We start from the raw sequence: 23,093 nt of genomic DNA on the forward strand, positions 1-23,093 counted from the left end.
CCGCTTCTTCAGGAGGAATACATGACCGTCAAGCCGATCCCCGAGGGATACACCACCGTCACCCCGTGGCTGATCGGGCACGACACGGCGGGGCTCATCGAGTGGATCAAGAACGCCTTCGACGCCGTCGAGCTGGGCCGCTTCACCGACGACGAAGGCCGCATCGGGCACGCCGAGGTGCGGATCGGGAACGCGATCGTGATGTTGTTCGACGCGGCGCCCGACTGGCCGCCGACGCCGGGTTTCCTGCGCCTGTACGTCCCCGACGCCGACGCCACCCACCGCCGGGCCGTCGAGGCGGGCGGGACGTCGGTCACGGAGGTCACGCACCTGTACTTCGGCGACCGCGTGGGCCGCGTCCGGGACCCGTTCGGGAACCTGTGGTGGATCCAGACCCACATCGAGGACGTCTCGCCGGAGGAGCTGGAGCGCCGCCTGACCGACCCGGAGTTCACGAAGGCGATGGAGTACGTCCAGGGCGCGGACTTCTTCCCGGACAGACCGTGAGCCGGGCGATCGCCGGGACGGGGAAGATCATGAGGTAGAGGTTCGGGATCCACCAGGCGAGGGAGAAGTCGCCGCGCAGGGTCCAGAACGCGATGGCCATCAGCCCGGAGGCCATCGTCAGCACCAGGGACACCAGCATCAGCGGCTCGTTCCTGAGGCGGAGCGAGGCCAGCCCCGTCACACTGGCCAGCAGGTCGATCCAGAGGAACGACCAGTTCCAGTCGGCCATCACGGGGTCGGCGTAGTCGGCGAACGCCCACTCCGGCGGGATCAGCCCGAGCCCCGTGACCGCGAAGTAGGCGACGAATCCCAGGTCCGTGACCAGCATCAGGGCCTTAGTCGTCCGCAGCACGATCGATCGCCTCCATGAGGTAGCGGCGGGTGCGCTCGTGCAGCTCGGGACCGGGCGCCTCCAGCCCGAGCAGCCGGGCGGCCCACCAGCCGTCCACGGCCAGGCGCACGGCCGTCGCGGCGGCCGGGTCGATGCCGTCGTCGGCCAGCCTGGCCTGCCAGGCCGAATATCGCTCCCGCAGCGGCTCCAGACCCGCCGGGTCGACGAGCACGCCGGCCAGGAGCGCGGCGGTGACGCGGTCGGCGGCAGCGGAGGTGGTGTGGCGCTCGGGGATGGTGGCCGCGACGTAGGCCCGCAGGTAGTCGCCGGGGCGGTCGCCGGCCGCGGCGAGTGCGTCGTCGAACGCCTTCGTCAACCGCTCGACCATCGCTGCGACCAGCGCCTGCTTGGTCCGGAAGTGGTAGAAGAGGCCGCCTTTGGACACCCCGGCCCGCCTGGCGACCGCCTCGAGAGTGAGCGACTCGGCTCCCTCGGTCAGCAGCACTTCGGCGGCGGCGTCGAGCAGCCGGTCCTTGGAGCTCGGTCTGGGCACGCCGTTAGTGTACCGGCTGGCCGGTATATTTTCAGCTCCAGAGGCCCGCCAGTGCCCGCAGGTCGGGGGCCGACACGTTGGGGGCGCTCATCACGCCCGGGTACGGCGTGCCGCGCCGATTCAGGTACGCCCCCACCAGGCCGGCCCGCTGGGCGCCGTCGATGTCCCACGGATGCACCGCGACCAGGGCCGCCTGCCCGGGGCTCACTCCGGCGCGGCCGACGGCGTAGTCGTAGGCGGCGCGGCCGGGCTTCCACACCCGCGGGCCGCTCACGTCCAGCCTGGCCTCCACCAGGTCGAGCAGTCCCTCGCGGCGCAGGATGCCCTCGGTCATGGCCGCGGCCCCGTTGGTCATCGTGAACAGGTGGATGCCGGACTCGCGCAACATCCGCATCCCCTCCGGCACGTCAGGATGCACGCGCAGCCCGGTGAACCCGCTCAGCACATGTCCGACTCCCTTGTCGTCCAGGCCCATCCCCCTGAGGACGTCGTCGGCGATCCCGGCGAACTCCGCGTAGCCGCCCGCCGCCGTGATCGCGAACCCGTCGCGCAGCACGCTCGCGAACCAGGTGTCCATCAGGTGCCCCGGCAGCCCGACGTCCTCGAACCTGGCCCGCAGCGGCTCCATGTCGGTGAGCGTCTCGTTCACGTCGAAGATCACTGCTTGCGGTCTGGCGTTGCTCATTTCGGCTCCTTCAGTGAGTTGAGCGCGGCGGACACACCCCGCCGCAGGTCGGCGGGGTCCGCGCCGGCGCGCGAGCGCAGGTTGACCCCATAGGCCAGCAGGGCGAGCATTTCGGCGGCGGCGTCCAGGTCGAGGCCGGGGCGGAGGTCGTGCGCCGCGCCGAGAGCCGTGCGCATGGCCGCGCGCAGCCGCTCCTGGTGCCGGTCCAGCACGCCGCGCACCTCCGGGTCGCCGCCCTCCGCGCCGGCGTGGGCGTTGGAGATCATGCATCCCCAGCGCGCGTGCTCTCCGGCGCACCTGGCCTCGATCAGCCGGTCGAAGAAGCCCTCGATGGCCCGCAGGCCGCGACCGTCGTCGGCCAAAGCCTGGAAGACCGGCTGCGAGCGCCGCTCGACATAGCGGCGCAGGGCCTTCACGTACAACTCCTGCTTGCCGCCGAAGGTGGCGTACAGGCTGGAGCGGCTGATCCCGGTGACCGCCACGACCTCGGCGATCCCCGTGGACGCGGCGCCACGCTGCCAGAACAGGCGCTCTACCTGCTCCAGCACCGCTTCGGGATCGAAATGCTTCACATCCGGCATCGGCTGATTTTTCCTATCTTGGAATGACTGGTCCAAGATAGCAATACCGTGAACTCTTTGCCACCGGTGCGGTATGTACAGGCGATCGTGCCCGCGAAGGAAGGCACCGCATGGAGGAGCTGACCGCTTCATGGCAGAACCGGCGACGGCCGAGGCCGACATCGACCTGATTCGCAGGTCGCTGCGCGAGCCCGAGGTGTTCGCCGTCCTGTTCGACCGGCACGCGCCCGCACTGCATCGCTACGCGGCCCGCAGGCTCGGCCCGGACACGGCCGAGGACGTGGTGTCGGAGACCTTCCTCGCCGCGTTCGAGCACCGCCACCGCTTCCGGCCGGACCAGGACGACGCCCGGCCGTGGCTCTACGGGATCGCCTCGAACGTGATCGGCAAGCGGGTGCGCAAGGAGCTGGCCAGGTACCGGGCGTACGCGCGGGGCGGCGTGGACCCGGCGGAGATCGGCGGCGGGCTGGTGGAGGACGGGGTCGGCACGCTCGCGGTCAACCGGCCGCTGGTCGCGGCGCTGGCCGGGCTGCGGGCGGGAGACCGGGACGCGTTGCTGCTGGTGGCGTGGGTGGGGCTGACGTACGAGGAGGTCGCCGCCGCGCTCGGCATCCCGGTCGGAACGGTGCGGTCACGGCTCAACCGGGCACGCAGGAAGGTCCGCCTGGCCCTGGAGGGGACAGACCATGGATGAGATGAAGGAGCTCGAGCGCCTGTGGGCCGAGATGCCCGAGGCCACCGAGCGAGACCTGGCCGCCGCCCGGGCCGCGCTGACCTCCCGCATGACCCGCCCGGCACGGACCCGGCGGTTCCCGGCGCAGCGTCGCTTCGCCGTCCGGCTCGCGCTGGTCGGCGCGATGGCGGCAGTGCTCAGCGGCGGCATCGTGGCGGCCCAGGTCGGGCTGGGCGGGCAGGACGGTCCCGCGCCCATGCTGGCGGCGCCGCCGGCCAGTGCCGAGGCGCTGCTGGAGCTCGCCGCGCGAGCCGCCGCCGGCCAACGTGACCCGATGCCGGGCCCGGGCCAGTACGTGCACACCACGATGCGTATCCAGCGCTACCTGTTCACGCAGAACCCGGAGACGGGTGAGGCGCTGTACGCGGTGGTGCGGGCCCGTGGGGAGCGGTGGGAGCCCGCCTCCCTGGGCAAGCCGTGGCTCCTGCGCGAGCGGGCCGAGTCCGCCACCGGGAAAGTGCCCCGATGGCTGTGGGACAAGGGCGTCGAGGACAGCCTGTACGAGCCGTCGTCCTGCCCCGGGCAGCCTGCCTATGCCCGGCTGGCCGCCTGGCCGACCGATGTGGCCCAGGTGCGGGCCAAGCTCGCCGCGCAGGCGGGCGGCGACCGGCTGCGTATGTGGTCCGACCTCAAGACGCTGGCCACGGAGTCCGTGGTCCGGCCGAGTCTGAGCGCCGCCCTGTTCCGGGTGGCGGCCGGCCTCGACGGGATCACGCTCGTGCCCGACGCCGTCGACGTGGCGGGCAGGCCCGGCGTGGCCGTCGCGATGGACGAGGGCGACGGCACCCGCTCCGAGCTGATCTTCGACCGGCGCACGTACCGCTACCTGGGCGAGCGCACGGTCAACATCAGGGATATCGAGGTGAAGCCGGGCAAGGGCGTCGTCACCCCCTTGCCCGCGGGCGAGGCGACCGGCAGCGCCGTGCTGGCCGTCGAACTGACCGGCGCGCTGCCCGAGATCTCACCCAAAGCCTCGCGGATCCGCGTTCCCTGCTGAGACCTTCCCCCATCCGGCGCTCCTCGCGCCGGGAGTTCTGTTTCGCATGTCTACATACCAAGAGGAATGACCATGTTCGTCGCCAAGACCGTCACCGCCCTGGTGATCGCCGCCTCCGTGGGCGGGACCGCCGCGCCCGGCAACGAGGCCGCGTACGAGAACAAGGCCGAGATCGAGTCGGCCCGTGCCGCCTGCATGAAGGAGCAGGGCCTGAAATACCTGCCCGAGCCGGTCGTCAAGCGCAAGCGCACCGCCGAGGAGAAGGCCCGGCTCGCCGGCGACCACGAGGCGATGCGCGCCTACCGTGCGAAGTACGGCTTCGGCGTCTGGTCCAGGCTCGTCTTCCCCGACGACCCCGCCGTCAACGCCGGCTCCGGCGAGAGCAGGAACAACAAGATCCTCATGTCGCTGTCGCCGGCCGAGCTCAAGGCCTACCGGGCGGCGGACGACAAGTGCTTCGCCAAGGCCGTCAAGGTGGTGCTCGGCAAGACCGTGACCTCCCAGGCCGACCTGCTCGACCAGGTCAACGCGGCCGAGCGCAAGAAGCTGCGCGCGCTCGACGCCGACAAGAAGATCGCCGGGCTCGCCAAGGAGTTCGCCGGCTGTCTCGGGATCAAGGAGACCAGGCCGTCGGCCCTGGCCGCGCGAGGACCGGCCGCGTTCAGGAAGGAGGCCACCGAGGTCGCGAAGACCCGGCACAAGGGGTCGCTGCCGGAGGGGCTCAAGGACGAGGACGCCATGATGCCCGACCTGACCCCTGAGCAGGCCAGGCCGTACCTCGACAAGGAGGTGGAGGCCGCGCTGGCCGACCTGAAGTGCGGCAAGGCCTTCTACGCCGTCTACTCGCCGCGGGCCCGGTCCGTCCAGGAGCAGGTGTACCGGGAGTACGCGCTCGACTTCGCCCTCTGACCGCCCCGGAGGATCCCGGCCTCGCGTCAGGGCGTGCGCGAGGGCCAAAGCCCCACGCACAGGTTCGTGACGGCCATGGCGAGCGCGCGCAGCGCCTCGTCCACGAGCCTGGCCGCCTCGGGCATCCCGAACAGGGCGCCCGCCGGGACGGCACGGCCGAGCAGGGCCAAGCCGCGCGCGGCCGGCGCCCCGCCCGAGAAGCGTTTCTCGCGCGGGGCGTGCCCCTCGGCGAAGGCCGGCTCGCCCGGCTCGGCGAGCAGGTAGCCGATCTCCCCGCCGCGCCGTGCGCGCCGGCGACGGCCTCCCCGCCGACGACCAGGGCGGCGGGGAGGCCGGTGCCCGGGTTGAGGTAGACGCCGCGGCGTGATCCCCCGCGGAGCTCCGCCGCGACCGCCCCCTTGACGTCGTCGCCGATGGCGATTGGGATCGGCCCGTACTCCTCACGCAGCAGCCGGGGCAGCTCCAGGCCGTTCCAGCCCGGGCACGTTCGGCGCCGGCGACACCCGGACCGCGGCGCTGGCCGGGCTGGGGGAGGACGGGCTGGTCCACCTGGTGGGCGAGGTGTCCGTCCGGCCGCAACGACGCCCGCAACACGGCCGACCTGCTCAAGCACCTCCGCTCCGCGCTCGACTCCGACCTCGTCATCGAGAACGACATCAGCCTCGCGGCGGTCGGCGAGCACGCCCTACGGCGAGGGCAGGGGCAAGGCGCACTTCGCCCTCGTCTCCATCGGCACCGGCGTGGGCATGGGCATCGACGGCGAACTGCACGTCGGCGCGCGGGGGCCGCGCCGCCGGGCTCGACCTGGGAGCGCGAATGAGGTCTTCGCGGCGGCCGAGCAGGGCGCCTCCACCGCCCTGGCCGTGGTCGAGGCCGAGGGGCAGCACATCGGCCACAGCGGGGTGCTGCTCGGCGCCGTCACCAGGGCCGGCAAACGAGCCTGGGAGCTGATCTTCGAGGCCCGTCTTCGACCTCTCAATTGGTTTGCCGCCGGACACAAGTCCTCGCTACGTTGGTGACCATGTCCAGCCCCGAGGCGTCAAGACGCTAGCCACCGGTCGTCCGGTGGCCTTTCCCGCGTCGTCGCCCCGCAGGCTCCCCCGCCCCTGAGGCCGGGATTCTCGCTGCCCGCGACCCGCTCGCCACTCGGATCACCGTTTCGGGTCCTTTTCCAGCGTGGCAGGGCGACGTCCATCCGGCCTGCCCGCTTTCCCCGTCGTCGTCGAACCACGATGTGGTCGCGGAGCTTTCTCATGCCATTTGCTGTTTACCTCCTCGGACTCGCGGTCTTCGCGCAAGGAACGTCCGAGTTCATGTTGTCCGGGCTCGTGCCCGGCATCGCACGGGACCTGCATGTGTCCATCCCCGCCGCGGGGCTGCTGACCTCGGCGTTCGCCGTCGGGATGGTGGTGGGGGCGCCGCTGATGGCGGTGCTCAGCCTGCGCTGGCCGCGGCGGCACGCGCTGCTGGCGTTCCTCGTCACGTTCCTGCTCGTCCACGTCGTCGGCGCGGTCACCACCCGCTACGACGTGCTCCTCGCGACGCGGGTCGTCGCGGCGCTGGCCAACGCCGGTTTCCTGGCCGTGGCCCTGGCGACCGCGATGGGCATGGCGCCCCCGAACGCCAAGGGCCGTGCCACCTCCGTCCTCCTCGGGGGCGTCACCATGGCGTGCGTCGCGGGCGTGCCCGGGGGCGCGCTGCTCGGGGAGGTGTGGGGCTGGCGGTCGGCGTTCTGGGCCGTGGCCGTCGCGCTGGTCCCCGCCGTCGTCGCGGTGCTGAAGTCCGTCCCTTCCACGAGCGGGGAGGAGCGGCCGGTCCTGGCGGGCGCGCGTGCCGAGGCGCGGGTGCTGCGCCGGCCGCGGCTGCTGGTGATCCTGCTCCTCGGCGCGCTGGTCAACGGCGCGACCTTCTGCACATTCACCTACCTCGCGCCGCTGCTCACCGGCGTCACCGGCCTCGGCTCCGCCTGGACGCCGGCCCTGCTGGCGCTGTTCGGGCTGGGGTCCTTCGCCGGGGTGACCGTCAGCGGCCGGATCGCCGACCTGCGGCCCGTCCGGCTGCTGGTCGTCGGCGGGCTCGCCCTGCCGCTCGGCTGGGGCGCGCTCGCGCTGGCCGCCGGGAGCCCGGTGGCCGTGTTCGTGCTGGTCTTCGTGCAGGGAACGCTGTCGTTCGCCGTCGGCTCCACGCTGATCTCGCAGGCGCTGTACGCGGCGGCCGGCGCGCCGACGCTGGGCGGCGCCTCCGCCACGGCGGCGTTCAACGTGGGCGCGGCGGCCGGTCCGTGGCTCGGCGGCCTGGCCATCGGGGCCGGGTTCGGCTACCGCTCGCCGCTGTGGGTGAGCGCGCTGCTCGTGGTCGTCGCCCTGCTCCTGGGCGGTGCGGCCGCGATCGCCGGCCGGCGCAAGGGTAATCCTGTGGAGGCCGATCAAGCGCTTGGGGCACAGTGAGGCGAGGGACCGAGTCTCGTCTTTCGAGCGGGAAGTCGTGGACGTCGTCATCAGGGTCCGGCTCAATGGGTTCCCGGAGATCGCCGACGGTCGGGTTCTGGTGCAGATGCAGACCATCGAGGCCGCCGTGCACCGCTGGGACGCCGAGAACGCGATCGGCGCCGCCTGCCCGATCCCGGAGGAGGTGGCGGTGGACGCGGTTGCGCGGACGTTCCAGGTCATGGCGCTCGCGCGGCGGGCCCGCACGCAGACCCCCGCCGGGCCGGACGAACGGTACCGGTTCCGGCATACGGACGGGCTCGACCGCCACTTCGTCCCGATTCCTCCCGCATGACCTAACCTTTCCGGTATGCAGCAGGTCAGGGACTTGGGCGGCACGCAACTGGCCGTGCTCCAGCCGGCGTCCGGCGGGTTCCCCCGGCACAGCCACGACGAGTACGTGATCAGCGCCAACCTGTGCGGCCGCGAGGCGGTACGCCTGGATCGCGCCTCGTTCGACGTGGACCTGGACGAGGTGACCGTCTACAACCCCGGCCAGGTCCAGTCCTGCACGACCCGGACGCCCGACGGCACCGCGTTCACGTGCGTGAGCTGGTACCTGCCCCCAGCCGCGATGTCCGCGCTGACCGGCGGCACCCTGGTGGACTTCGCGCGCCCGGTCGTCCGCGCGGCCCACCTGCGGGCGGAGCTGCTGCGGGCGGCCCAGGCCCCGCCCGACGGCGAGCCTGCGCTGGTCGAGGAACGCCTCACGCTGCTGCTGCTGCGCCTGCTCGACCTGGCCGCCGCCGAGAACCGCGACACGACGACCCACCACTGGACCGGCACGAAACCGGCGAGCCATCGCCGGGGCGGCACCGGCCCGGCAGCCGGGCGCGAGCCCGCGGACGCCAGGATCGCCGCCGTGCTCGACCGGCTGCGCGGCGACCTGTCCACCCCGCCGTCCCTGGCCGAGCTCGCCGGCGACGCCGGGATGTCCCGCGAGCACCTCATACGCTCGTTCACCCGGGCCACCGGCTGCCCGCCGTACGCGTGGCACCTGCAGGCCCGGCTGGCCGAGGCCCGCCGCCGGTTGCGCCACGGCGAGCCGGTCGCCGACGTGGCCCACGCCCTGGGCTTCGCCGACCAGGCACACTTCCACCGGCATTTCACCGCCGCGTACGCCATCACCCCCGGCCGCTACCGCCGCGTCAACATCTGACAAGACCCTCCTGGGCCGCGACCGCCAGATTGAACGTCATGTCCGAGATCTTCGTTCTGGCCCTGTGGGTCGGGTTGCTGTTCAACGCGGCGCCGGGTGCGGTCTTCAGCGAGTCGCTGCGGCGGGGCGTACGAGGAGGCTTCCGGCCGGCGTTCGCGGTGCAGGTCGGGTCGCTGGCCGGCGACGCCGTGTGGGCGCTGCTCGGGCTGGCCGGCGTCGGGGCGCTGTTCGCGGTTCCCGCGATGCGCGTCCCGCTGACGGCAGGCGGCTGCCTGCTGCTGGGCTGGCTCGGGGTGACGGCGCTGCGTGAGGCCGTGTCCCCGCGTACCGGGCCGGTCGTGGCGGACCGCTCACGGCATGGCGCGCTCACGGTCGGCGCCGCCATGTCGCTGGGGAATCCCTGGAACGTCGTCTACTGGTCGGGCGCCGCCGGGGCCGTCAGCGCCGTCCTGGGGCGGGATGCGGGCGTGGCGGGCCTCGCGGTGTTCTTCACCGGCTTCATGACCTCCTCCCTGGCGTGGTGTTTCATCTCCGCCGGTCTCATCGCCCTCCTGCGCAAGGCGCTGCCGCCGCTCGCCGTGCGCCTCCTCGAGGGGGCCTGCGGCCTCTCGCTGATCGTCTTCGCCGCCCTCCTCGCCATCCGCCTGACCTCCACGGGGTGACCACCGCTTTTCGAGACGGCCGGGCTGCGATCAGCGCAGCAGGGGGAGGCGGCCGGTGAGCCGCTCCACGACCGCGCGCGGGCCGAACAGGCTGACCGCGTAGTAGGAGGGCTCCTCGGTACGGGCCAGCGCGGCCAGGTAGTCGTCGTAGACGTCCGCACGCTGGGCGATGTCGGCCATGTCGGAGACGACCAGGTCCGGCTCGGCGGCCGCGTCGTTCCTGATCCGCCGCACGACCGCGGCCGGCGCGGCGAGCACCGCGCAACCCGTCCACGGCAGCCCGGCGTGCGCCAGCCCCGAGGCGTCCACGCCGCCCGCACCGACGATGGCCGGCACCGCGACCCCCACGGACGCGGCCAGGCAGGCGGCGGCGTTGGCCTGCAGCCCGCGCGGCAGGTCACGGTCCACGACGATCACCCACTTGACCGGGAGCTCCTTGGTGGGCAGGTCGCTACGGCGGTCGAGCTCGGCGAGCATGCTCATCTGTGATCCTTCCCTCCGAATTTCTCACAGCAGAGTCACAGTGAAGCCGTCACACCGCCAACCAGAAAGCCCAGATTCCGAAGGAAATTCGGAAACTCGTGCAAGGATGGGCCCGTGGACGAACTTGATACGGCGATCCTCGTCGAGTTGCAGCGCGACGGCCGCCAGACCAACCGCGAGCTGGCCGAGCGCATCGGCATAGCGCCCTCGACCTGCCTGGAGCGGGTGCGTTCGCTGCGTGCGAGCGGCGTCATCGAGGGCTTCCACGCCGAGGTCAACCTGGACGCCATCGGCCGCCCGGTCCAGGCGCTGATCCACGTCCGGCTGCACCCCAAGATCCGCGAGGCCGTCGAGGGCTTCCGCGATCACGTCGCCGCCCTGCCGGAGACGCTGGCCGTCTTCGTCGTGTCGGGCGGCGACGACTTCATCATCCAGGTGGGCGTGCGCGACGCGGGCCACCTGCGCGACTTCGTGCTCGACCACATCGCGCGGCACCGCAACATCGCCGACGTCCGCACCTCGCTGGTCTACGACCACCTCCGCAAGACGTCGGTCGAAGTGCTGCCGCCGCAGGCGCCCACACGTCGCCGTGCGGGCCGGAAAGGTTAAATAGGTGGTGGCCGAATGGGCGTCGCGGTTACCGTCGTGGTCGTGCGAACCCGCGGCTCCCGCTCGGAATCGACCGACGGCGAGGCGATGGTCACCGGGCGCCGTCCTCAAGCCCTCAGATGATCGCGAGCCGCGGGGTTCCACACCCTCACCGGCCGGCGAAGGCGTGCTGGGCCGCGAAGATCTCCTTCCGCATGGTCTCGCTGCCGGTGTGCCCGGAGTCCTCCACCACGACCAGCCGGGCGTCGGGCCACGCCCGGGCCAGCTCCCACGGCGTGATGAGCGGCCCGCCCAGGTCCAGGCGGCCGTGGATCAGCACACCGGGGATCCCGGCCAGCCGGCCCGCCTCGCGCAGCAGCACGCCCTCCTCCAGGAAGGCGCCGTTGGAGAAGTAGTGGGCGCAGATCCGCGTGAAGGCCAGCAACGCGTCCGACGGCCGGTCACTGTAGGCGCCGGGCTTGCCGTTCTTCTCCTGGGAGATCACCGCGTCCTCCCAGGCCGTCCAGTCGCGGGCCGCCTTCGCGCGCACCTCCGGGTCGGGGTCGACCATGAGCCGCCCGTACGCCGCCAGCAGCGCGAACGTGTCTCCGTCGCGGTCGGCCTCGGGCACTCCCTGCCTGAACCGCTCCCACTCCTCGGGGAAGAACCGGCCGACGCCGCGGTAGAGCCAGTCGGTCTCGGAGCGGCGGGTCATCGTCACGCTGACGATGATCATCTCCGACACGCGCTCGGGATACGTCTCGGCGTAGGCCAGCATCAGCGTCGAACCCCACGAGCCGCCGTACAGCAGCCACTTGTCGATGCCGAGGTGCTCGCGCAGCAGCTCCATGTCGGCGATCAGGTGCTGCGTGGTGTTGGTGCTCAGGTCGGTCGCCGGGTCGCTGGCGTGCGGGCGGCTGCGGCCGCAGTTGCGCTGGTCGAACAGGACGATCCGGTAGCGCTCCGGGTCGAACGTCTTGCGCATGCCCACGGTGCATCCGGAGCCCGGCCCGCCGTGGACGACGAGCGCGGGCTTGCCCTCGGGGTTTCCGCAGACCTCCCAGTAGACGAGGTTGCCGTCACCGGTGTCGAGCATGCCGTGGTCGTACGGCTCGATCGGGGGATACAAGCAGCTGCTCCTCTCCACAGAGATGTAACAGCACTTATATTAGCGCTTACTTGACCGACTTGAGCTCCTCCAGATACTCCTTCAGCGGCTTCAGCCCGACCTCCGCGCGCCGCTCGTCCACCTGGGCCTCGTTCTCGATCCGGGTGCGAGGCCGCCAGTCGCCCTGCGGGCCGGTCTCCCACTGCGTGCCGTACACCTGCGGCTTGTTCTCCGCCACCCGCACCCGATCCACCAGGTAGGCCAGGTCGGACGAATCCGCGTCGCCCTTCTCCACAGCCTGGCGCATCAGCTCCAGGCCGCGCCTCTGCAGGTCGAGGTCGCGGTCGGCGTGCTGGATCAGCGCCCAGGCGGCGTGCGCGCCGTCCTTGCCCACCATGGCGTATCCCGGCCAGCCGTGCGCGTCGAGGATCTGGCGCATGCGGTCGGTGTTGGCCTTCTCGACCCGGTTCCATTGCTCCTCGGACGCCTCCAGGGTCCTCTGCTCCTGGTCGACCTTCAGCATCTGGAGCAGCTCGGCGCGCAGCTTGGGATTGGACGGCGGGTCGTCGCCGCAGGCCGCCGTCATCATGAGGACGGCCAGCAGCCACGCCGCCAGGGCACGCATGTCACGCCACCTTGGAGGACGGCGCCGCCCAGGTGTTGCACGACCCCGGGTCGCCGGTGGCGAAACCGGCCCTCATCCAGGCTTTGATGGTGCCGGTCTTGCCATACCAGCGCGGCTCGCCGCGCCCATCGCCCCGGACGAGGGTCAGGAGGTAGTTCCAGTCCTTGGTGGTCCTGTTCCCCATTGGCCACACGCTCTTCATGAACGCGGCGCCGAGGCAGTCGTTCTGGAGGTGCTTGCGCCGTTCCTGCTCGGCGTACTCGGACTTATTGCGGTAGTTCATACTCTTGTAGGAGTCGAAGATTCCGACGAGCTTCATCACGTGATAGCCGTACATGCCGGCGGCCGTCTCGAACAACCACAGGTCGGACGGGTCGTCGAGCCAATCCTTGCCGAGCTGGAAGACCAGCGTGTCATTGCGTGCGCACCACCAAGCCTGCGAATCCCCTTTCCCAATGTCCAAGCCGCAGTACTTCTTGGGGATCCGATCCATGTGCCGCACCTTGACCTTCTCATAACTCAGTCCGGCCTTCGTCAGGTGCTGCTCCCAGGTGGTCTCCAGGCAGGCGATGACCGCGTCGATATAGGCGCGGGCCAGCTTGCGGTCGTTGCGTTTGACCGGCCGTTCCTCGCACGTGGTCGTGGGGAGCGGGCCCGCATCGTACAGCGGGTTTTCGGTGAGTTTGGGGTCTTTTACCGGATACGCGAAGGCCGTTCCGGACATTGGAGCCATCAGCGCGACGCAGGTCAGCGCGGCGATCTTGAGGAGTTTCACGAGCGGTGAGAATAAGGCTCCCACGGTAACGTTTGCCAGTTCCAGCGACGAGGTAATTCATGCACCACAAAGCGTGAGAACACCCGCAGGCCCCGCCATGACAAATGTCATCCAGGATCCCCGCGAACCTCCCAGGTCATAGCTGAGATCGCACACTGCCGGACGCCTGCGGCGATCCCGCAGAGTATGGCCTGTGAACACGACAGCAGCGATCGAGGTGCGGAATCTGCACCAGAGGTACGACGACTTCGAGGCGGTCCGCGGCATCGCCTTCCAGGTCGGCCGCGGCGAGCTGTACGCCCTGCTCGGCACGAACGGGGCGGGCAAGACGACGACGCTCGACGTGCTGGAGGGCTACCACGCCCCCACCGAGGGCCAGGTGCGGGTGCTCGGCCACGACCCGTTCGCCCAGCGGGCGGAGGTCCGCCAGCGGATGGGCATCGTGCTCCAGGAGGCCGGCTTCTACAAGGACCTCACGGTCGCCGAGACCGTGAACGGCTGGCGCCGGTGGACGCCACGCCCCTTGGAGCGCGGTCAGGTGCTGGAGCGGGTGGGGCTCGCCCACCGGGCCGACGTACGGGTCGGGCAGCTCTCCGGCGGCGAGAAACGCCGGCTCGACCTGGCCCTGGCCGTGCTGGGGCGGCCGGAGGTGCTGTTCCTCGACGAGCCCACGACCGGCCTGGACCCGGAGGCGCGGCGCAACGTGTGGGAGCTGATCCGCGGCATGGTCGCGGAGGGCACCACGGTGCTGCTCACCACCCACTACCTGGACGAGGCCCAGCAGCTCGCGGATCGCCTGGCGATCATGCACATGGGGCGGATCGTCACCGAGGGCACGCTCGCAGACGTGCTCGGCGGGCGGGGCACCCGCATCGTGTTCCGGCTGCCCGCCGTGCGCCCCAGCGACCTGCCGTTCGACCTGGGGCTGGGGCGGCCCCGGATCACGCTGGACGGGGAGGCGTACACCGTCGAGACCCACGACCCGCAGGGCGACCTGCGGAGGCTGCTGGTCCGGGCGCACGAGCGCGGCTGGGAGCTCGACGGCCTCGAGGTGCGCAGGCCGTCGCTGGAAGAGATCTTCCTCGAGGTGGCGGAGACGGAAAAGGTGGCGGCATGAGCTGGTTTTCCATGGCGTGGGCGCAGGCGCGGCTCAACCACACGGTGCTGATGAGGATGCGGGGCCTGGCGTTCAGCGTGCTGTTCCTGCCGCTGTTCCTGGCGGTGATGAACACCTCGGCCGTCCGGGTCCCGGTGAACGGGGTTCCGGCGGCGGTGTTCGGCGCGGTGGGGGCGCTGGCGGTGGTCTTCCCGTTCACGTACATGACGATCACGTCGAGCATCGTCGTGCGCCGGGAGGAGCGCATCTACAAGAGGCTGCGCGGCAGCGCCCTGCCCACGAGCGCGATCTTCGCGGGCGACGTCCTGCACGCGGCGCTCATCGGGGCGGTGCAGGGCGTGGTGATCCTGGTGTTCGCGATGGCCGCGGCACGGGCGCCGCTGCCGCAGAACATCCCGCTCATGCTGGTGGCGTTCGTGCTCGGCGCGGCCGTGTTCGCGGCGCTGGCGATCGGCACGGCGGGCCTCATCCCGAACTACGAGGTGGCGCAGATCGTGGCGCTGCCGGTGCTGTTCGGCAGCCTGGTGGGGGCGGGGATGATGTTCCCGCTGTCGGCCCTGCCCGACTGGGCCCAGCGGGTGGCGGAGCTCATGCCGCTGACCCCGATCGTGACCATGATCCGCACCGCCTACCTGGGGCGCGACTTCGGCCAGGACGCCGCGCCGGAGGTCGGCTTCCTGGAGGGCTTCCAGGTCTCGGCCGTCGGGCTGGGGATCGGCCTGCTGTGGATCGGGATCGGGCTGTGGTCCACGCGCAAGTACTTCCGGTGGGATCCGCGCCGGGCATGACCGTACCCTTGCGACCTATGAGCGCGCGTGTCGTCAGCACCAGGGTCATCGCCGCGGTGGCGGTGACCCTGTTCGCGGGTTCCATGATCACGGCCCTCGCCTTCCCGGCCATGTCGACGACGATGGCGACCGGGTCCCCGTGGACGCTGGTGATCGCGGGCGTCTTGGGAGTGCTGCTCGGCGTCACCTACTCGCGCGTGCTGTGGGCGGCGTTCCTGCGCCGGCTCACCTGGTGGCACTACCTGGACGTGGGGGTGGTGGCGATGATCGGGTACGGCGTGCCGCTGGTCGCCGGCCGGGCGTGGATCGCCTTGCCGATGGCGGCCATCTCGGTGGCGACCGTCGTGTTCACCCGGCCCGCCGTCGCGTGGGCGGCCATGCTCGGCTCGATGGCGCTCACCCTGCCGGTGCTGCTGCTCGCCGGCACCCCGCTGCCCCTGGTGCTGCTGTACGGGCTGGGCACGCTGCCGTTCATCGCGCCCATGACGTACGGCGTGGCCTGGCTCTGCCACCTGATCGACGACCTGCGTGAGGCCAGGGCCGAGCTGGCGCGGCGCGCGGTCGACGAGGAACGGTTGCGCTTCACCCGCGACCTGCACGACACCCTCGGCCACACCCTGCACGCCATCGCGCTCCGCGCCGAGCTCGGCGAGCGGCTGGTCGCGGCCGACCCGGCGGGCGCGGGCCGGGAGCTGGCCGAGATCCAGCGCATCGCCCGCACCGCCGTGCACGACGTGCGCGAGGTCGTCCGCGGCTACCGCGCGACGTCGCTGGCCACGGAGCTGGACGGGGTGGCGGCCGTGCTCGGCGCCGCGGGGATCCGCTGCGACAAGCCCGAGCTGCCCGACGACCTGCCCGTCCACGTGCACGTCCCGCTCGGCTGGGTGGCCCGCGAGGCGGTCACGAACGTACTGCGGCACAGCGCCGCGACGTGGTGCGAGGTCACCGTGCACACCGAGGAGGGGCATGTGGTCCTGGAGATCGTGAACGACGGCGGCCCGGCCGGCGCCCGCGTGGTCCCCGGCAACGGCCTCACCGGCCTGGCCGAGCGGGTCAAGGCGGTGGGCGGCACGCTGACGGCGGAGGCCGGCGGCGGCCGTTTCCGGGTCACCGCGTCCGTGGCGCTGACGGCGGTGGAGGCGGCGGCGTGATCAAGCTGCTCCTCGCCGAGGACCACCACCTGGTACGCGGCGCGTTCGTGGCCCTGCTCGGCGCCGAGCCCGGCATCGAGGTCGTGGCCGAGACCGGCCGCGGCGACGAGGCCGTGCGGCTGGCCGTGGAGCTGCGGCCCGACGTGGCCATGCTCGACATCGACATGCCGGGGCTCGACGGGCTCGCCGCCGCGGAGCGGATCGCGCAGGAGGCGCCCGGCTGCCGGGTGATGATCGTCACCGCCCACGGCCGGCCCGGCTACCTGCGCAGGGCGATGGCGGCGGGCGTACGCGGTTTCGTCGGCAAGGACAACTCCGCCGCCGCGCTGGCGAAGGTGATCAAGCAGGTGCACGACGGCGGCCGCTACATCGACCCCGAGCTGGCCGCGGACGCGCTCACCATGGAGGAGTGCCCGCTGACCCCGCGCGAGCTGGACACGCTGCGCGCGGCCTCGGGCGGGGCGCCGGTGTCGCGCATCGCCCGGGAGCTGAGCCTGTCGGAGGGCACGGTACGCAACTACCTGTCCTCGGCGGTGACGAAGCTCGCGGTCGAGAACCGGCACGCCGCCGTCCGCCGCGCCCGCGACATGGGCTGGCTCTGATCCTCTGTCAGCACCGCGTGGTGGCGGTGGCGCAGGGGCCCGCCGAGGCGCCGGCCTCCGGCAGGATCATGGAGAGCCCGGTCACGGCCGCCGCGGCCAGGAGGATGGCGACCACACCCAGTCGGGACACTGCGATCACCACCTTGACAGGAAAGTTTCCTAAGAGTCGCCGTGAACCCTAGTGGCGGCCTCGGCCCCCGGCAAGACCCCGTTCTGTCGGACCCGCCTGTCAAGATCCTCCGCATGAGCACGGACCGGCGCTGCCGGAGGGGCTGGTCGCCGCCGCTCCGGACGCGGTGGTCATCAGGACGCTCAAGGGCCGGGGCGTAGTGGGAGTGCACGTGCGGTGGGATCCGTCCGGTTTCCGCGGGCCCGTCTCCAGACGGGAGGAGGCGGAGGAGATCGAGTTCGTCACGACGACCGGCATCATGCAGATCGAGGGCATGCACACCCGCGACGGAGCGCCGCCCCCGAACCTGACCTGCCAGGGCGCCGGGCGCTACGGCCTGCGCGTCCACGGGCGGGCGCGGCCGGGCGGTGGGCTGTCGAACCGGCCCGGCGAGTCGTACCTGCTGGCGGTGTGGCCGATCGCGCTCGGAACCGGAAACGTCGGTGCCGGGTTCTAGGCTGCTGGGCGTGGCAGGTGGGTGGACGGACGCGGACGTCGAGCGGGTGCGCGGGCGGCTGGCGGAGCTGGTCGCCGAGCTGCCCGGGGTGGTGGACGAGGACTCCTTCGGGCACGTCGGGTTCCTGGTGGGGCGCAAGCGGATCGCGTGGTTGCTGATCGACCACCACGGCGACGGGCGGCTCGCCCTCTGCGTCAAAGCGCCGCCGGGTGAGCTGGAGACGCTGATGGCGGCGGATCCCGCACGCTATTTCCGGCCCGCCTACGTCACGTCGTGGGTGGGGGTCGAGCTGTTTGAGGTCGAGCCTGACTGGGCGGAGATCGGCGCGCTGCTGGAGCAGGCATGGCGGATGACGGCGGGCAAGCGCGCGGTCGCCGCCTACGACGCCACCCACCCGGGCCCTGGAGGCACCGGCCGCCCATAGCCCTCCACCGACCACAGGGGCATCCACACGTTCTTGCTGCGGCTGCCACCAGCGGCTGGAGGGCTCCATGTGATCATTGTGACGCGGCGATAACCATAAAACATCGCAGACACCGGCATCGAGCCTCACGTGCGGCGTACCCTCACGAATGTGACCCCCCTGCTGCATCCGCTGCCCCCGGCGCACGCCCCGGTCGGCGCTGCCGTCGAGGCTCGCATTCGCTTACCCCGGACGGCTGCCACGCTCACACGGAGTGACGCATGAGCGGTCCGGGCCCCCGCGCCGTCCTGGTGCCCGACCTGGGCGAGGACCTCGCCCGCGCGGTCGAGGAGTTGGAGAGCCTGCTGCTGACGTTGAAGGCCGCCGAGGAGGACGGCGCGAGGCTGCCGGGCCCGCTGGCCAACGGCGCCGCGCTGACCGCGCTGCGGCGGCTGTGGCGGGCGCTCGCCCCGAGCCAGGGCCGGCGCGCCGCCGCCGCCCGGCTGGCGGGCCGGCTGTACGCGCCCGGCCGCAGCACCGAGCACGTCCCGCTGCGCGTGGTGGACGTCGACCCGCTCGACGTGGCGACGCTCTCGGCCGCCGCCGCCGCGCTGGGCAGGGCCGCGGTGGGCACAGGCGTGGTCCGCGAGGCCCTGGAGTCCTGCGGCGCCGACCTCGTGGCCGCAGCCGCGGGCATCAGCGGCCTGCTGGACCTGGCCGACACGGCCGAGTCCATCGTGCTGCGCGAACGCCTGGCCGCCGCGGGCCCGGGCGCCGACGTGGTGCTCACGCCGGCGATCGAGGAGGCGTACCAGGCCACCGCGGACCGGCTCAACGCGATGTGGCCCCGCCGCTAGCGAGCCGCCGGACGGCCACGCGCGGTCTGGTGCGAGCGGGCCGCCGCCGGACGGCCACGCCTGCGAGCACGCCGAGCCCCGCCGCACACAGCCACGCGAACACGTCGCCGACCAGCGCGTACGGCGTCGGCGTCCCCGAGACGGGAACGTAGGCCGTCACCGTCTGCTGCCGCATGGCGAAGTAGTCGGCCGAGGCGAGCACCCGTCCCCGCGGGTCGACGACGGCCGCCAGGCCGTTGCTGTCCTGGCGGACGAGCGAGTAGCCGTTCTCGACCGCCCGCATGACCGCCTTCTCGGTGTGCGTGGCCCCGAAGCCGTACCAGTCGTTGGACGGCACCAGCATCAGATCCACATCGCGGGCCTGCCTCATGAGGACGGGGAAGTCGGCGTCGAAGCAGATGACGCCGGCCAGCCGCCCGAACGGCGTGTCGGCGGTCGGCACCCGCCCGTCGCCCGCGTCGAACGGGTCCAGCCCGGGCACCGGCCGGGCCTTCTGGTGCGTCCATACGACCTTCCCGCGCGGATCGACGAGCACGGCCTCGTTACGCATGTACGGCGGCGCCCCGGTGAGCACGATCATGCCGGCCTCCACGTACGCGCCGGTCCTGGTGGCGACCTCGGCGATCCTGCCGATGAGCTGCTGCCGGTCGGCCTCACGCGTGGAACCGCCCGCCTCCGGCCAGACCACGATCCTGGCCCCGGCCATGGCCTCCCGTTCCGTGGCGGCCAGCAGAGAGTCGTTGACCGGCGCGAACGCCCGCCGGATCGTCGCCGGGTCCGCCTGCGACAGCTGCTCGGGCGAGTCGTACCCGTTGAGCTCCCGATCGGACGCCTCCAGGACGGCGCGGGCCGGGCTGACCCCCGCCACCCGGACCGTCTCTCCGGCGGGCTCCGACGACGCCAGCCGCAGGCTGCCGCCGGCCAGCACCAACCCCAGCACGGCCCCGAAGGGCACCACCCGCCGCCAGGCGAACCCGTCCTCCCAGACGTGGTTGCACACGGCGGCGAACCAGGCGATCAGGAAGCTCACCCCGTAGCTGCCGGTCAGGGATGCGAGCTGGATCAGCGGGAGGTTGTCGTGCTGGGTGGCGGCCAGCGAGCTGAGGATGTTGCCGACCGGGGTCGCGGTCGCCAGCGCGTACTCCACGCCGACCACCGCCGCCGGGAACACCAGCGTGCCCCACGCCCCGCCGAGCCGCGCCGCGACCAGACGGTCCAGCACGTACGGGACGGCCGTCGCCAGCGCCATGGCCAGGGAGAGCAGCAGGACCGGGCTGAAGACCGGAAGCCCGCTCTCGTACAGCCAGAAGGTCGTGGCCACGACGGTGGCGGCCACGATCCCCGCGAGCCCGGGCAGCACCCGGCTGGTCCTGGAGAACCGTAACAACAGGATCAGGTGGATCCACGCGGCCCCGGCGACCTCCCACCGCCCGTGCGCGGCCACGAGCGATACCAGCGTCCCGGCGCCGAGGAGTGCCCACCGAGCGCGCGTGCCTGTGAATGCGTCCATGCTGCGAAACGGTAGGGAGAGGCGGGAGGTCGCCACGATGCCGCGCACCCCCGAACCAGGGTCGGGAATACCCCCGTCCAGAGCAGCTCCCGCGACAGCGCCGCGCCGAAAGATGAGATCATGTCCGGCATGACGGGATCTGACCCGAAAGCAGACCTCCACCACTATTTGCGCACCGCCCGCGAAGCCCTCCTGTGGAAGCTCGACGGCCTGTCCGAGTACGACGTCCGCCGCCCCATGACCCCGACGAGCACCAACCTGCTGGGGCTGGTGAAGCACGTGGCCACCGTCGAGTTCGGGTATTTCGGCGACGTCTTCTGCCGTCCCTCCGGCGAGCCCCTGCCCTGGCTCGAGGAGGGCGCGGAGCCCAACGCCGACATGTGGGCAACCCCCGGCGAGTCCCGGGAGCAGGTCATCGGCCTCTACCACCGGGCGTGGGCGCACGCGGACGCGACGATCGAGGCGCTGGCCCTGGACACGATCGGCCGCGTCCCGTGGTGGCCGCCGGAGCGCCGCGAGGTCACGCTGCACCGCGTCATGACCCACGTGATCGCCGAGACCAACCGGCACGCCGGTCACGCCGACATCGTCAGGGAACTGATCGACGGCACGGCCGGCCTGCGGGCCGACAGCGCCAACCTGCCGTCGGTCGATGAGGCGTGGTGGGAGACGTACCGGATCCGCCTGGAGCAGGCGGCGCGGGAGGCGGGCGGCACGCAGTAGACCAAACGCTTGCTAGGGAACTATTCTGAGCCCCCACCGCTACCAGAGCCGAACGTGAGGTCACCGTGGTCGAGCAGCAGCAGTCCAGCGGCGGGGTCAGGGCACGCGTCAGCGCCGCGCTGCGCCCGTTCTTCCAGTGGCTGGCGGGCACCAGAGGCTTCGCCAAAGTCGCGCCCAAGATCGTGCCGCCCCTCGACCGCCTGGTCAACCGCATGACGGGCGGCCGCGTGCTCATGGGCGACCAGATGATCCCCCACTTGCTGCTCACCACGACCGGCAGCAAGTCCGGGCAGCCCCGCGAGAGCCCGCTGGCGTGCTGGCCCGAGGAGGGCGGCACGTTCCTCGTGGTCGGCAGCAACTTCGGCAGGGAACACCACCCCGCCTGGAGCGGCAACCTGCTGAAGACCCCGCAGGCCACGGTGCGGTTCCGCGGCCGGGTGATCCCCGTGACGGCCACCCTGCTGACGGGGGCCGAGCGCGAGCAGGCGTGGCAGTCCCTCGTCCGCTTCTGGCCCCTCTACCAGGGCTACACCGAGCGCTCCGGCCGCGAGCTGCGCGTCTTCCGCCTGTCCCCGCGTCAGGAAGTCTGACCCGCCGATCGACGACGCCGCCGGCCGGTCCGGTGCCCCTGAGGCCGGTCAGTCCAGGAGGCCCAGCTGGCGGCCGGCCCGCAGGGCCAGCCAGACCTCGGCGAACGCGGCGGTGGACGACAGGTCGCGGCCGGTCAGCTCGGCGAACCTGCGCAGCCGGTACGCCAGCGTGTTCGGGTGGATGTGCAGCGCGGCCGCCGCGTCCTCGGTGCGCCGGTCGCGCTCCATCCAGGTGCGCACGGACGTCAAGAGGTGGGAGCCGTGCGCGGAGTCGTAGGCGAGCACCTTGCCGAGCACGTTCTCGACCAGCGCGGTGAGCGCCCACGGGTCGTCGGGCAGCCACCTGCCGGTGGTGTCGTCGCCGTAATGGACCAGGGCGCACCCCGACTCGGCCGCCGTGGACGCCGCCCACACCGCCTCCCGTTTGGGGACCTGCAGGGACTCCCCCGCCGGGAACGGCCGGCTCATGCCCGCCGCGACACCCGGCAGCCCGGCGACCGCCGCGTCGAGGTCGGGCGCGCCGAGCACGTAGCGGTCGTCGCCCCTGCGGAGCATGAGGTGCGGCCGGTCGTCGAGGGCCCGGTGGATGGTCTCGTCGGGCACGTTCCTGATCACGAGGAGGGCGAGCTCGGTGTCCACGGGCAGCCCCATCCTGACCAGGCGCCGCCGCGCCGTGGCCGGGTCGAGGACGTCCTGGAGCAGCTCGGAGAGGGTCTCCGCCCCTTGGCGGCGCAGCGTCTCGCGCTCGTGGCGGGCCATGGCCACCTGCAACGCGGCAACCGTCGCGATGTGCTGCACCACGGCCAGCCCGGCGGGCCTGGCGCCCTGGCGTTCGAAGGCGACGAGGAAGCCGGCGGGGCCGCCGGGCGCGGGCACGGGCAGCACGAAGCCGCCGGGAATGGTGGGCGGCGCCTCCGGCTCGGCGGGTAGCACGGACACGTCGGGCACCGGCACCCCCGGCAGCAGCGGCCGCCCCTGCGGCGTGCAGAGGTAGACCTCGTAGCCGGACAGCCGCTCCAGGCGCTTGAACAGCGTCGCCGTGTCGAGGTCCTCGGCCGCCAGCCACCGCAGCGCGCCGAACACCTGGAGCTGCGCGCCGAGCCGCTGCCTGGCGTCCTCCTGCACGGCCGCCGCCACCTCCTGGGCGATCGCGATGAACGGCACCGCCAAAGGCACCTCCAGCACCGGCATCCCGCGCTCCTCGGCCGCCTGGAAGAATGCCTCGTGCAGCGGCGGCACGTGCAGCTGCGCCGACAGGGCCAGCGCGGAGACGCCCGCGTCGTCGAGCCGTTCCAGATAGGCGCGCTGCCTGGCGGCCGGGCGCGGGATCGCGATCCCCGTCGTCATGATGACCTCCGCGCCGAGCAGCCACGGCGTGGGATCGTCGAGCTCGCTGACGTGCGCCCACGACACCGACCGCCCCAGCCCCGCCTCGCCGGCCAGCAACCGCAGCTGAAGCGCGGGTGAGCGCAGCAGGTCCTCCACCGACACTTTTGTGGTCACGCACAAAGGATAGGGCGAGTCTTCAGGACTGCCCCGATTGA

At 72.1% G+C, this 23,093-nt stretch carries 31 protein-coding genes; 19 read left to right on the top strand and 12 right to left on the bottom strand.

Features of this window, described 5'->3' with window-relative positions; genetic code table 11:
• Positions 1 to 21 precede the first annotated feature (21 nt).
• On the top strand, positions 22 to 507 hold the full coding sequence (locus ID574_RS31970; protein WP_188192687.1) for a VOC family protein: 486 nt from the start codon (positions 22 to 24) through the stop codon (positions 505 to 507).
• Here ID574_RS31970 and ID574_RS31975 read toward each other — a convergent pair.
• Genes ID574_RS31975 through ID574_RS31990 form a run of 4 tightly spaced genes read right to left on the bottom strand, consistent with a single transcriptional unit; the run spans position 452 to position 2,657 of the window.
• Positions 452 to 859 (bottom strand): DUF5360 family protein, encoded by a 408-nt coding sequence (locus tag ID574_RS31975; protein ID WP_223167271.1) that lies wholly within the window; start codon positions 857 to 859, stop codon positions 452 to 454. The two genes, ID574_RS31970 and ID574_RS31975, sit on opposite strands and share 56 nt — an antisense overlap.
• Positions 843 to 1,391 carry a TetR/AcrR family transcriptional regulator gene (locus ID574_RS31980; protein WP_188192688.1) on the bottom strand — a complete coding sequence of 183 codons (549 nt, stop codon included), beginning with the start codon at positions 1,389 to 1,391 and terminating at the stop codon, positions 843 to 845. The genes ID574_RS31975 and ID574_RS31980 overlap by 17 nt, the downstream gene beginning before the upstream one ends.
• 31 nt (positions 1,392 to 1,422) lie before the next feature.
• The gene (locus tag ID574_RS31985; protein WP_188192689.1) at positions 1,423 to 2,076 is read right to left on the bottom strand and encodes a haloacid dehalogenase type II; all 654 of its coding nucleotides are present in this window, start codon (positions 2,074 to 2,076) and stop codon (positions 1,423 to 1,425) included.
• Positions 2,073 to 2,657: a TetR/AcrR family transcriptional regulator gene (locus tag ID574_RS31990; protein ID WP_188192690.1), complete on the bottom strand. Its 585-nt coding sequence runs from the start codon at positions 2,655 to 2,657 to the stop codon at positions 2,073 to 2,075. Before ID574_RS31990 ends, ID574_RS31985 begins: the two co-directional genes overlap by 4 nt.
• A 130-nt stretch (positions 2,658 to 2,787) precedes the next feature.
• Here ID574_RS31990 and ID574_RS31995 point away from each other — a divergent pair, with 130 nt between their 5' ends.
• The 3 genes from ID574_RS31995 to ID574_RS32005 all read left to right on the top strand — a co-directional run bounded on the left by ID574_RS31995 (position 2,788) and on the right by ID574_RS32005 (position 5,296).
• Entirely contained in the window at positions 2,788 to 3,351 is a 564-nt protein-coding gene (locus ID574_RS31995; protein WP_188192691.1) for an RNA polymerase sigma factor, read from the top strand.
• Position 3,352: 1 nt separating this feature from the next.
• A complete protein-coding gene (locus ID574_RS32000) occupies positions 3,353 to 4,387 on the top strand; it encodes a CU044_5270 family protein (RefSeq protein ID WP_188192692.1) in 1,035 nt (344 codons plus the stop codon).
• Positions 4,388 to 4,453: 66 nt separating this feature from the next.
• Positions 4,454 to 5,296: a hypothetical protein gene (locus ID574_RS32005; protein WP_188192693.1), complete on the top strand. Its 843-nt coding sequence runs from the start codon at positions 4,454 to 4,456 to the stop codon at positions 5,294 to 5,296.
• Positions 5,297 to 5,322: 26 nt separating this feature from the next.
• Here the strand turns inward: ID574_RS32005 and ID574_RS32010 are convergent, their stop codons facing one another.
• Positions 5,323 to 5,466, bottom strand: coding sequence for a hypothetical protein (locus ID574_RS32010; protein ID WP_188192694.1), 144 nt, complete (start codon positions 5,464 to 5,466; stop codon positions 5,323 to 5,325).
• A 576-nt stretch (positions 5,467 to 6,042) separates the two neighbouring features.
• Between ID574_RS32010 and ID574_RS32015 the strand changes: the two genes are divergently transcribed.
• From ID574_RS32015 to ID574_RS32035, 5 genes are all read left to right on the top strand, one after another.
• On the top strand, positions 6,043 to 6,315 hold the full coding sequence (locus ID574_RS32015; RefSeq protein ID WP_188192695.1) for a hypothetical protein: 273 nt from the start codon (positions 6,043 to 6,045) through the stop codon (positions 6,313 to 6,315).
• Between the two features lie 234 nt (positions 6,316 to 6,549).
• A complete protein-coding gene (locus ID574_RS32020) occupies positions 6,550 to 7,743 on the top strand; it encodes a Cmx/CmrA family chloramphenicol efflux MFS transporter (RefSeq protein ID WP_188192696.1) in 1,194 nt (397 codons plus the stop codon).
• 37 nt (positions 7,744 to 7,780) lie between these two features.
• Positions 7,781 to 8,077, top strand: coding sequence for a hypothetical protein (locus tag ID574_RS32025; protein ID WP_188192697.1), 297 nt, complete (start codon positions 7,781 to 7,783; stop codon positions 8,075 to 8,077).
• A gap of 15 nt (positions 8,078 to 8,092) precedes the next feature.
• The gene (locus ID574_RS32030; RefSeq protein ID WP_188192698.1) at positions 8,093 to 8,941 is read left to right on the top strand and encodes a helix-turn-helix domain-containing protein; all 849 of its coding nucleotides are present in this window, start codon (positions 8,093 to 8,095) and stop codon (positions 8,939 to 8,941) included.
• A 38-nt stretch (positions 8,942 to 8,979) separates the two neighbouring features.
• Positions 8,980 to 9,603 (top strand): LysE family transporter, encoded by a 624-nt coding sequence (locus tag ID574_RS32035; RefSeq protein ID WP_188192699.1) that lies wholly within the window; start codon positions 8,980 to 8,982, stop codon positions 9,601 to 9,603.
• Positions 9,604 to 9,633: 30 nt separating this feature from the next.
• On the opposite strand, the gene ID574_RS32040 is transcribed toward ID574_RS32035, so the two are convergent.
• Positions 9,634 to 10,086, bottom strand: coding sequence for a DUF2000 domain-containing protein (locus ID574_RS32040; protein WP_188192700.1), 453 nt, complete (start codon positions 10,084 to 10,086; stop codon positions 9,634 to 9,636).
• 114 nt (positions 10,087 to 10,200) lie between these two features.
• Here ID574_RS32040 and ID574_RS32045 point away from each other — a divergent pair, with 114 nt between their 5' ends.
• Positions 10,201 to 10,695, top strand: a complete 495-nt coding sequence (locus ID574_RS32045) for an Lrp/AsnC family transcriptional regulator (RefSeq protein WP_188192701.1) — start codon at positions 10,201 to 10,203, stop codon at positions 10,693 to 10,695.
• A gap of 148 nt (positions 10,696 to 10,843) precedes the next feature.
• On the opposite strand, the gene pip is transcribed toward ID574_RS32045, so the two are convergent.
• The 3 genes from pip to ID574_RS32060 are packed head-to-tail and all read right to left on the bottom strand — an operon-like array spanning position 10,844 to position 13,182.
• The gene (gene pip, locus ID574_RS32050) at positions 10,844 to 11,803 is read right to left on the bottom strand and encodes a prolyl aminopeptidase (RefSeq protein ID WP_188192702.1); all 960 of its coding nucleotides are present in this window, start codon (positions 11,801 to 11,803) and stop codon (positions 10,844 to 10,846) included.
• A gap of 46 nt (positions 11,804 to 11,849) precedes the next feature.
• Positions 11,850 to 12,407 carry a DUF6624 domain-containing protein gene (locus tag ID574_RS32055; protein WP_223167272.1) on the bottom strand — a complete coding sequence of 186 codons (558 nt, stop codon included), beginning with the start codon at positions 12,405 to 12,407 and terminating at the stop codon, positions 11,850 to 11,852.
• A 1-nt stretch (position 12,408) separates the two neighbouring features.
• Complete coding sequence (locus ID574_RS32060) at positions 12,409 to 13,182, bottom strand: neutral zinc metallopeptidase (RefSeq protein ID WP_188192703.1); 774 nt, start codon at positions 13,180 to 13,182, stop codon at positions 12,409 to 12,411.
• A gap of 193 nt (positions 13,183 to 13,375) precedes the next feature.
• Here ID574_RS32060 and ID574_RS32065 point away from each other — a divergent pair, with 193 nt between their 5' ends.
• Genes ID574_RS32065 through ID574_RS32080 form a run of 4 tightly spaced genes read left to right on the top strand, consistent with a single transcriptional unit; the run spans position 13,376 to position 16,840 of the window.
• On the top strand, positions 13,376 to 14,299 hold the full coding sequence (locus tag ID574_RS32065; protein ID WP_223167273.1) for an ABC transporter ATP-binding protein: 924 nt from the start codon (positions 13,376 to 13,378) through the stop codon (positions 14,297 to 14,299).
• A complete protein-coding gene (locus tag ID574_RS32070) occupies positions 14,296 to 15,087 on the top strand; it encodes an ABC transporter permease (protein WP_188192704.1) in 792 nt (263 codons plus the stop codon). Before ID574_RS32065 ends, ID574_RS32070 begins: the two co-directional genes overlap by 4 nt.
• A 17-nt stretch (positions 15,088 to 15,104) precedes the next feature.
• The gene (locus tag ID574_RS32075; protein WP_188192705.1) at positions 15,105 to 16,238 is read left to right on the top strand and encodes a sensor histidine kinase; all 1,134 of its coding nucleotides are present in this window, start codon (positions 15,105 to 15,107) and stop codon (positions 16,236 to 16,238) included.
• A complete protein-coding gene (locus ID574_RS32080) occupies positions 16,235 to 16,840 on the top strand; it encodes a response regulator transcription factor (protein WP_188192706.1) in 606 nt (201 codons plus the stop codon). The genes ID574_RS32075 and ID574_RS32080 overlap by 4 nt, the downstream gene beginning before the upstream one ends.
• A 7-nt stretch (positions 16,841 to 16,847) precedes the next feature.
• On the opposite strand, the gene ID574_RS61850 is transcribed toward ID574_RS32080, so the two are convergent.
• On the bottom strand, positions 16,848 to 16,970 hold the full coding sequence (locus tag ID574_RS61850; RefSeq protein WP_262496075.1) for a hypothetical protein: 123 nt from the start codon (positions 16,968 to 16,970) through the stop codon (positions 16,848 to 16,850).
• Positions 16,971 to 17,181: 211 nt separating this feature from the next.
• On the opposite strand from ID574_RS61850, the gene ID574_RS32085 reads away from it, so the two are divergent.
• The 3 genes from ID574_RS32085 (at position 17,182) to ID574_RS32095 (ending at position 18,726) form a co-directional block, all read left to right on the top strand.
• Positions 17,182 to 17,466, top strand: coding sequence for a hypothetical protein (locus ID574_RS32085; RefSeq protein WP_188192707.1), 285 nt, complete (start codon positions 17,182 to 17,184; stop codon positions 17,464 to 17,466).
• Positions 17,467 to 17,476: 10 nt separating this feature from the next.
• Complete coding sequence (locus tag ID574_RS32090) at positions 17,477 to 17,890, top strand: MmcQ/YjbR family DNA-binding protein (RefSeq protein ID WP_188192708.1); 414 nt, start codon at positions 17,477 to 17,479, stop codon at positions 17,888 to 17,890.
• Positions 17,891 to 18,150: 260 nt separating this feature from the next.
• Positions 18,151 to 18,726, top strand: a complete 576-nt coding sequence (locus ID574_RS32095; protein WP_188192709.1) for a hypothetical protein — start codon at positions 18,151 to 18,153, stop codon at positions 18,724 to 18,726.
• Here the strand turns inward: ID574_RS32095 and ID574_RS32100 are convergent.
• A complete protein-coding gene (locus ID574_RS32100; protein WP_188192710.1) occupies positions 18,701 to 20,236 on the bottom strand; it encodes an apolipoprotein N-acyltransferase in 1,536 nt (511 codons plus the stop codon). The genes ID574_RS32095 and ID574_RS32100 overlap by 26 nt on opposite strands.
• Before the next feature lie 129 nt (positions 20,237 to 20,365).
• Between ID574_RS32100 and ID574_RS32105 the strand changes: the two genes are divergently transcribed.
• Both ID574_RS32105 and ID574_RS32110 read left to right on the top strand, forming a co-directional pair.
• Positions 20,366 to 20,959 carry a DinB family protein gene (locus tag ID574_RS32105; RefSeq protein WP_188192711.1) on the top strand — a complete coding sequence of 198 codons (594 nt, stop codon included), beginning with the start codon at positions 20,366 to 20,368 and terminating at the stop codon, positions 20,957 to 20,959.
• Between the two features lie 65 nt (positions 20,960 to 21,024).
• Positions 21,025 to 21,549 (top strand): nitroreductase family deazaflavin-dependent oxidoreductase, encoded by a 525-nt coding sequence (locus ID574_RS32110; protein ID WP_223167274.1) that lies wholly within the window; start codon positions 21,025 to 21,027, stop codon positions 21,547 to 21,549.
• 48 nt (positions 21,550 to 21,597) lie between these two features.
• Here ID574_RS32110 and ID574_RS32115 read toward each other — a convergent pair whose 3' ends face one another.
• The gene (locus tag ID574_RS32115; RefSeq protein WP_223167275.1) at positions 21,598 to 23,052 is read right to left on the bottom strand and encodes a PucR family transcriptional regulator; all 1,455 of its coding nucleotides are present in this window, start codon (positions 23,050 to 23,052) and stop codon (positions 21,598 to 21,600) included.
• Positions 23,053 to 23,093 lie beyond the last annotated feature (41 nt).

Source organism: Nonomuraea sp. SYSU D8015 (genome assembly GCF_008065375.1).
In the GTDB taxonomy this organism is placed as follows: Bacteria; Actinomycetota; Actinomycetes; order Streptosporangiales; family Streptosporangiaceae; genus Nonomuraea.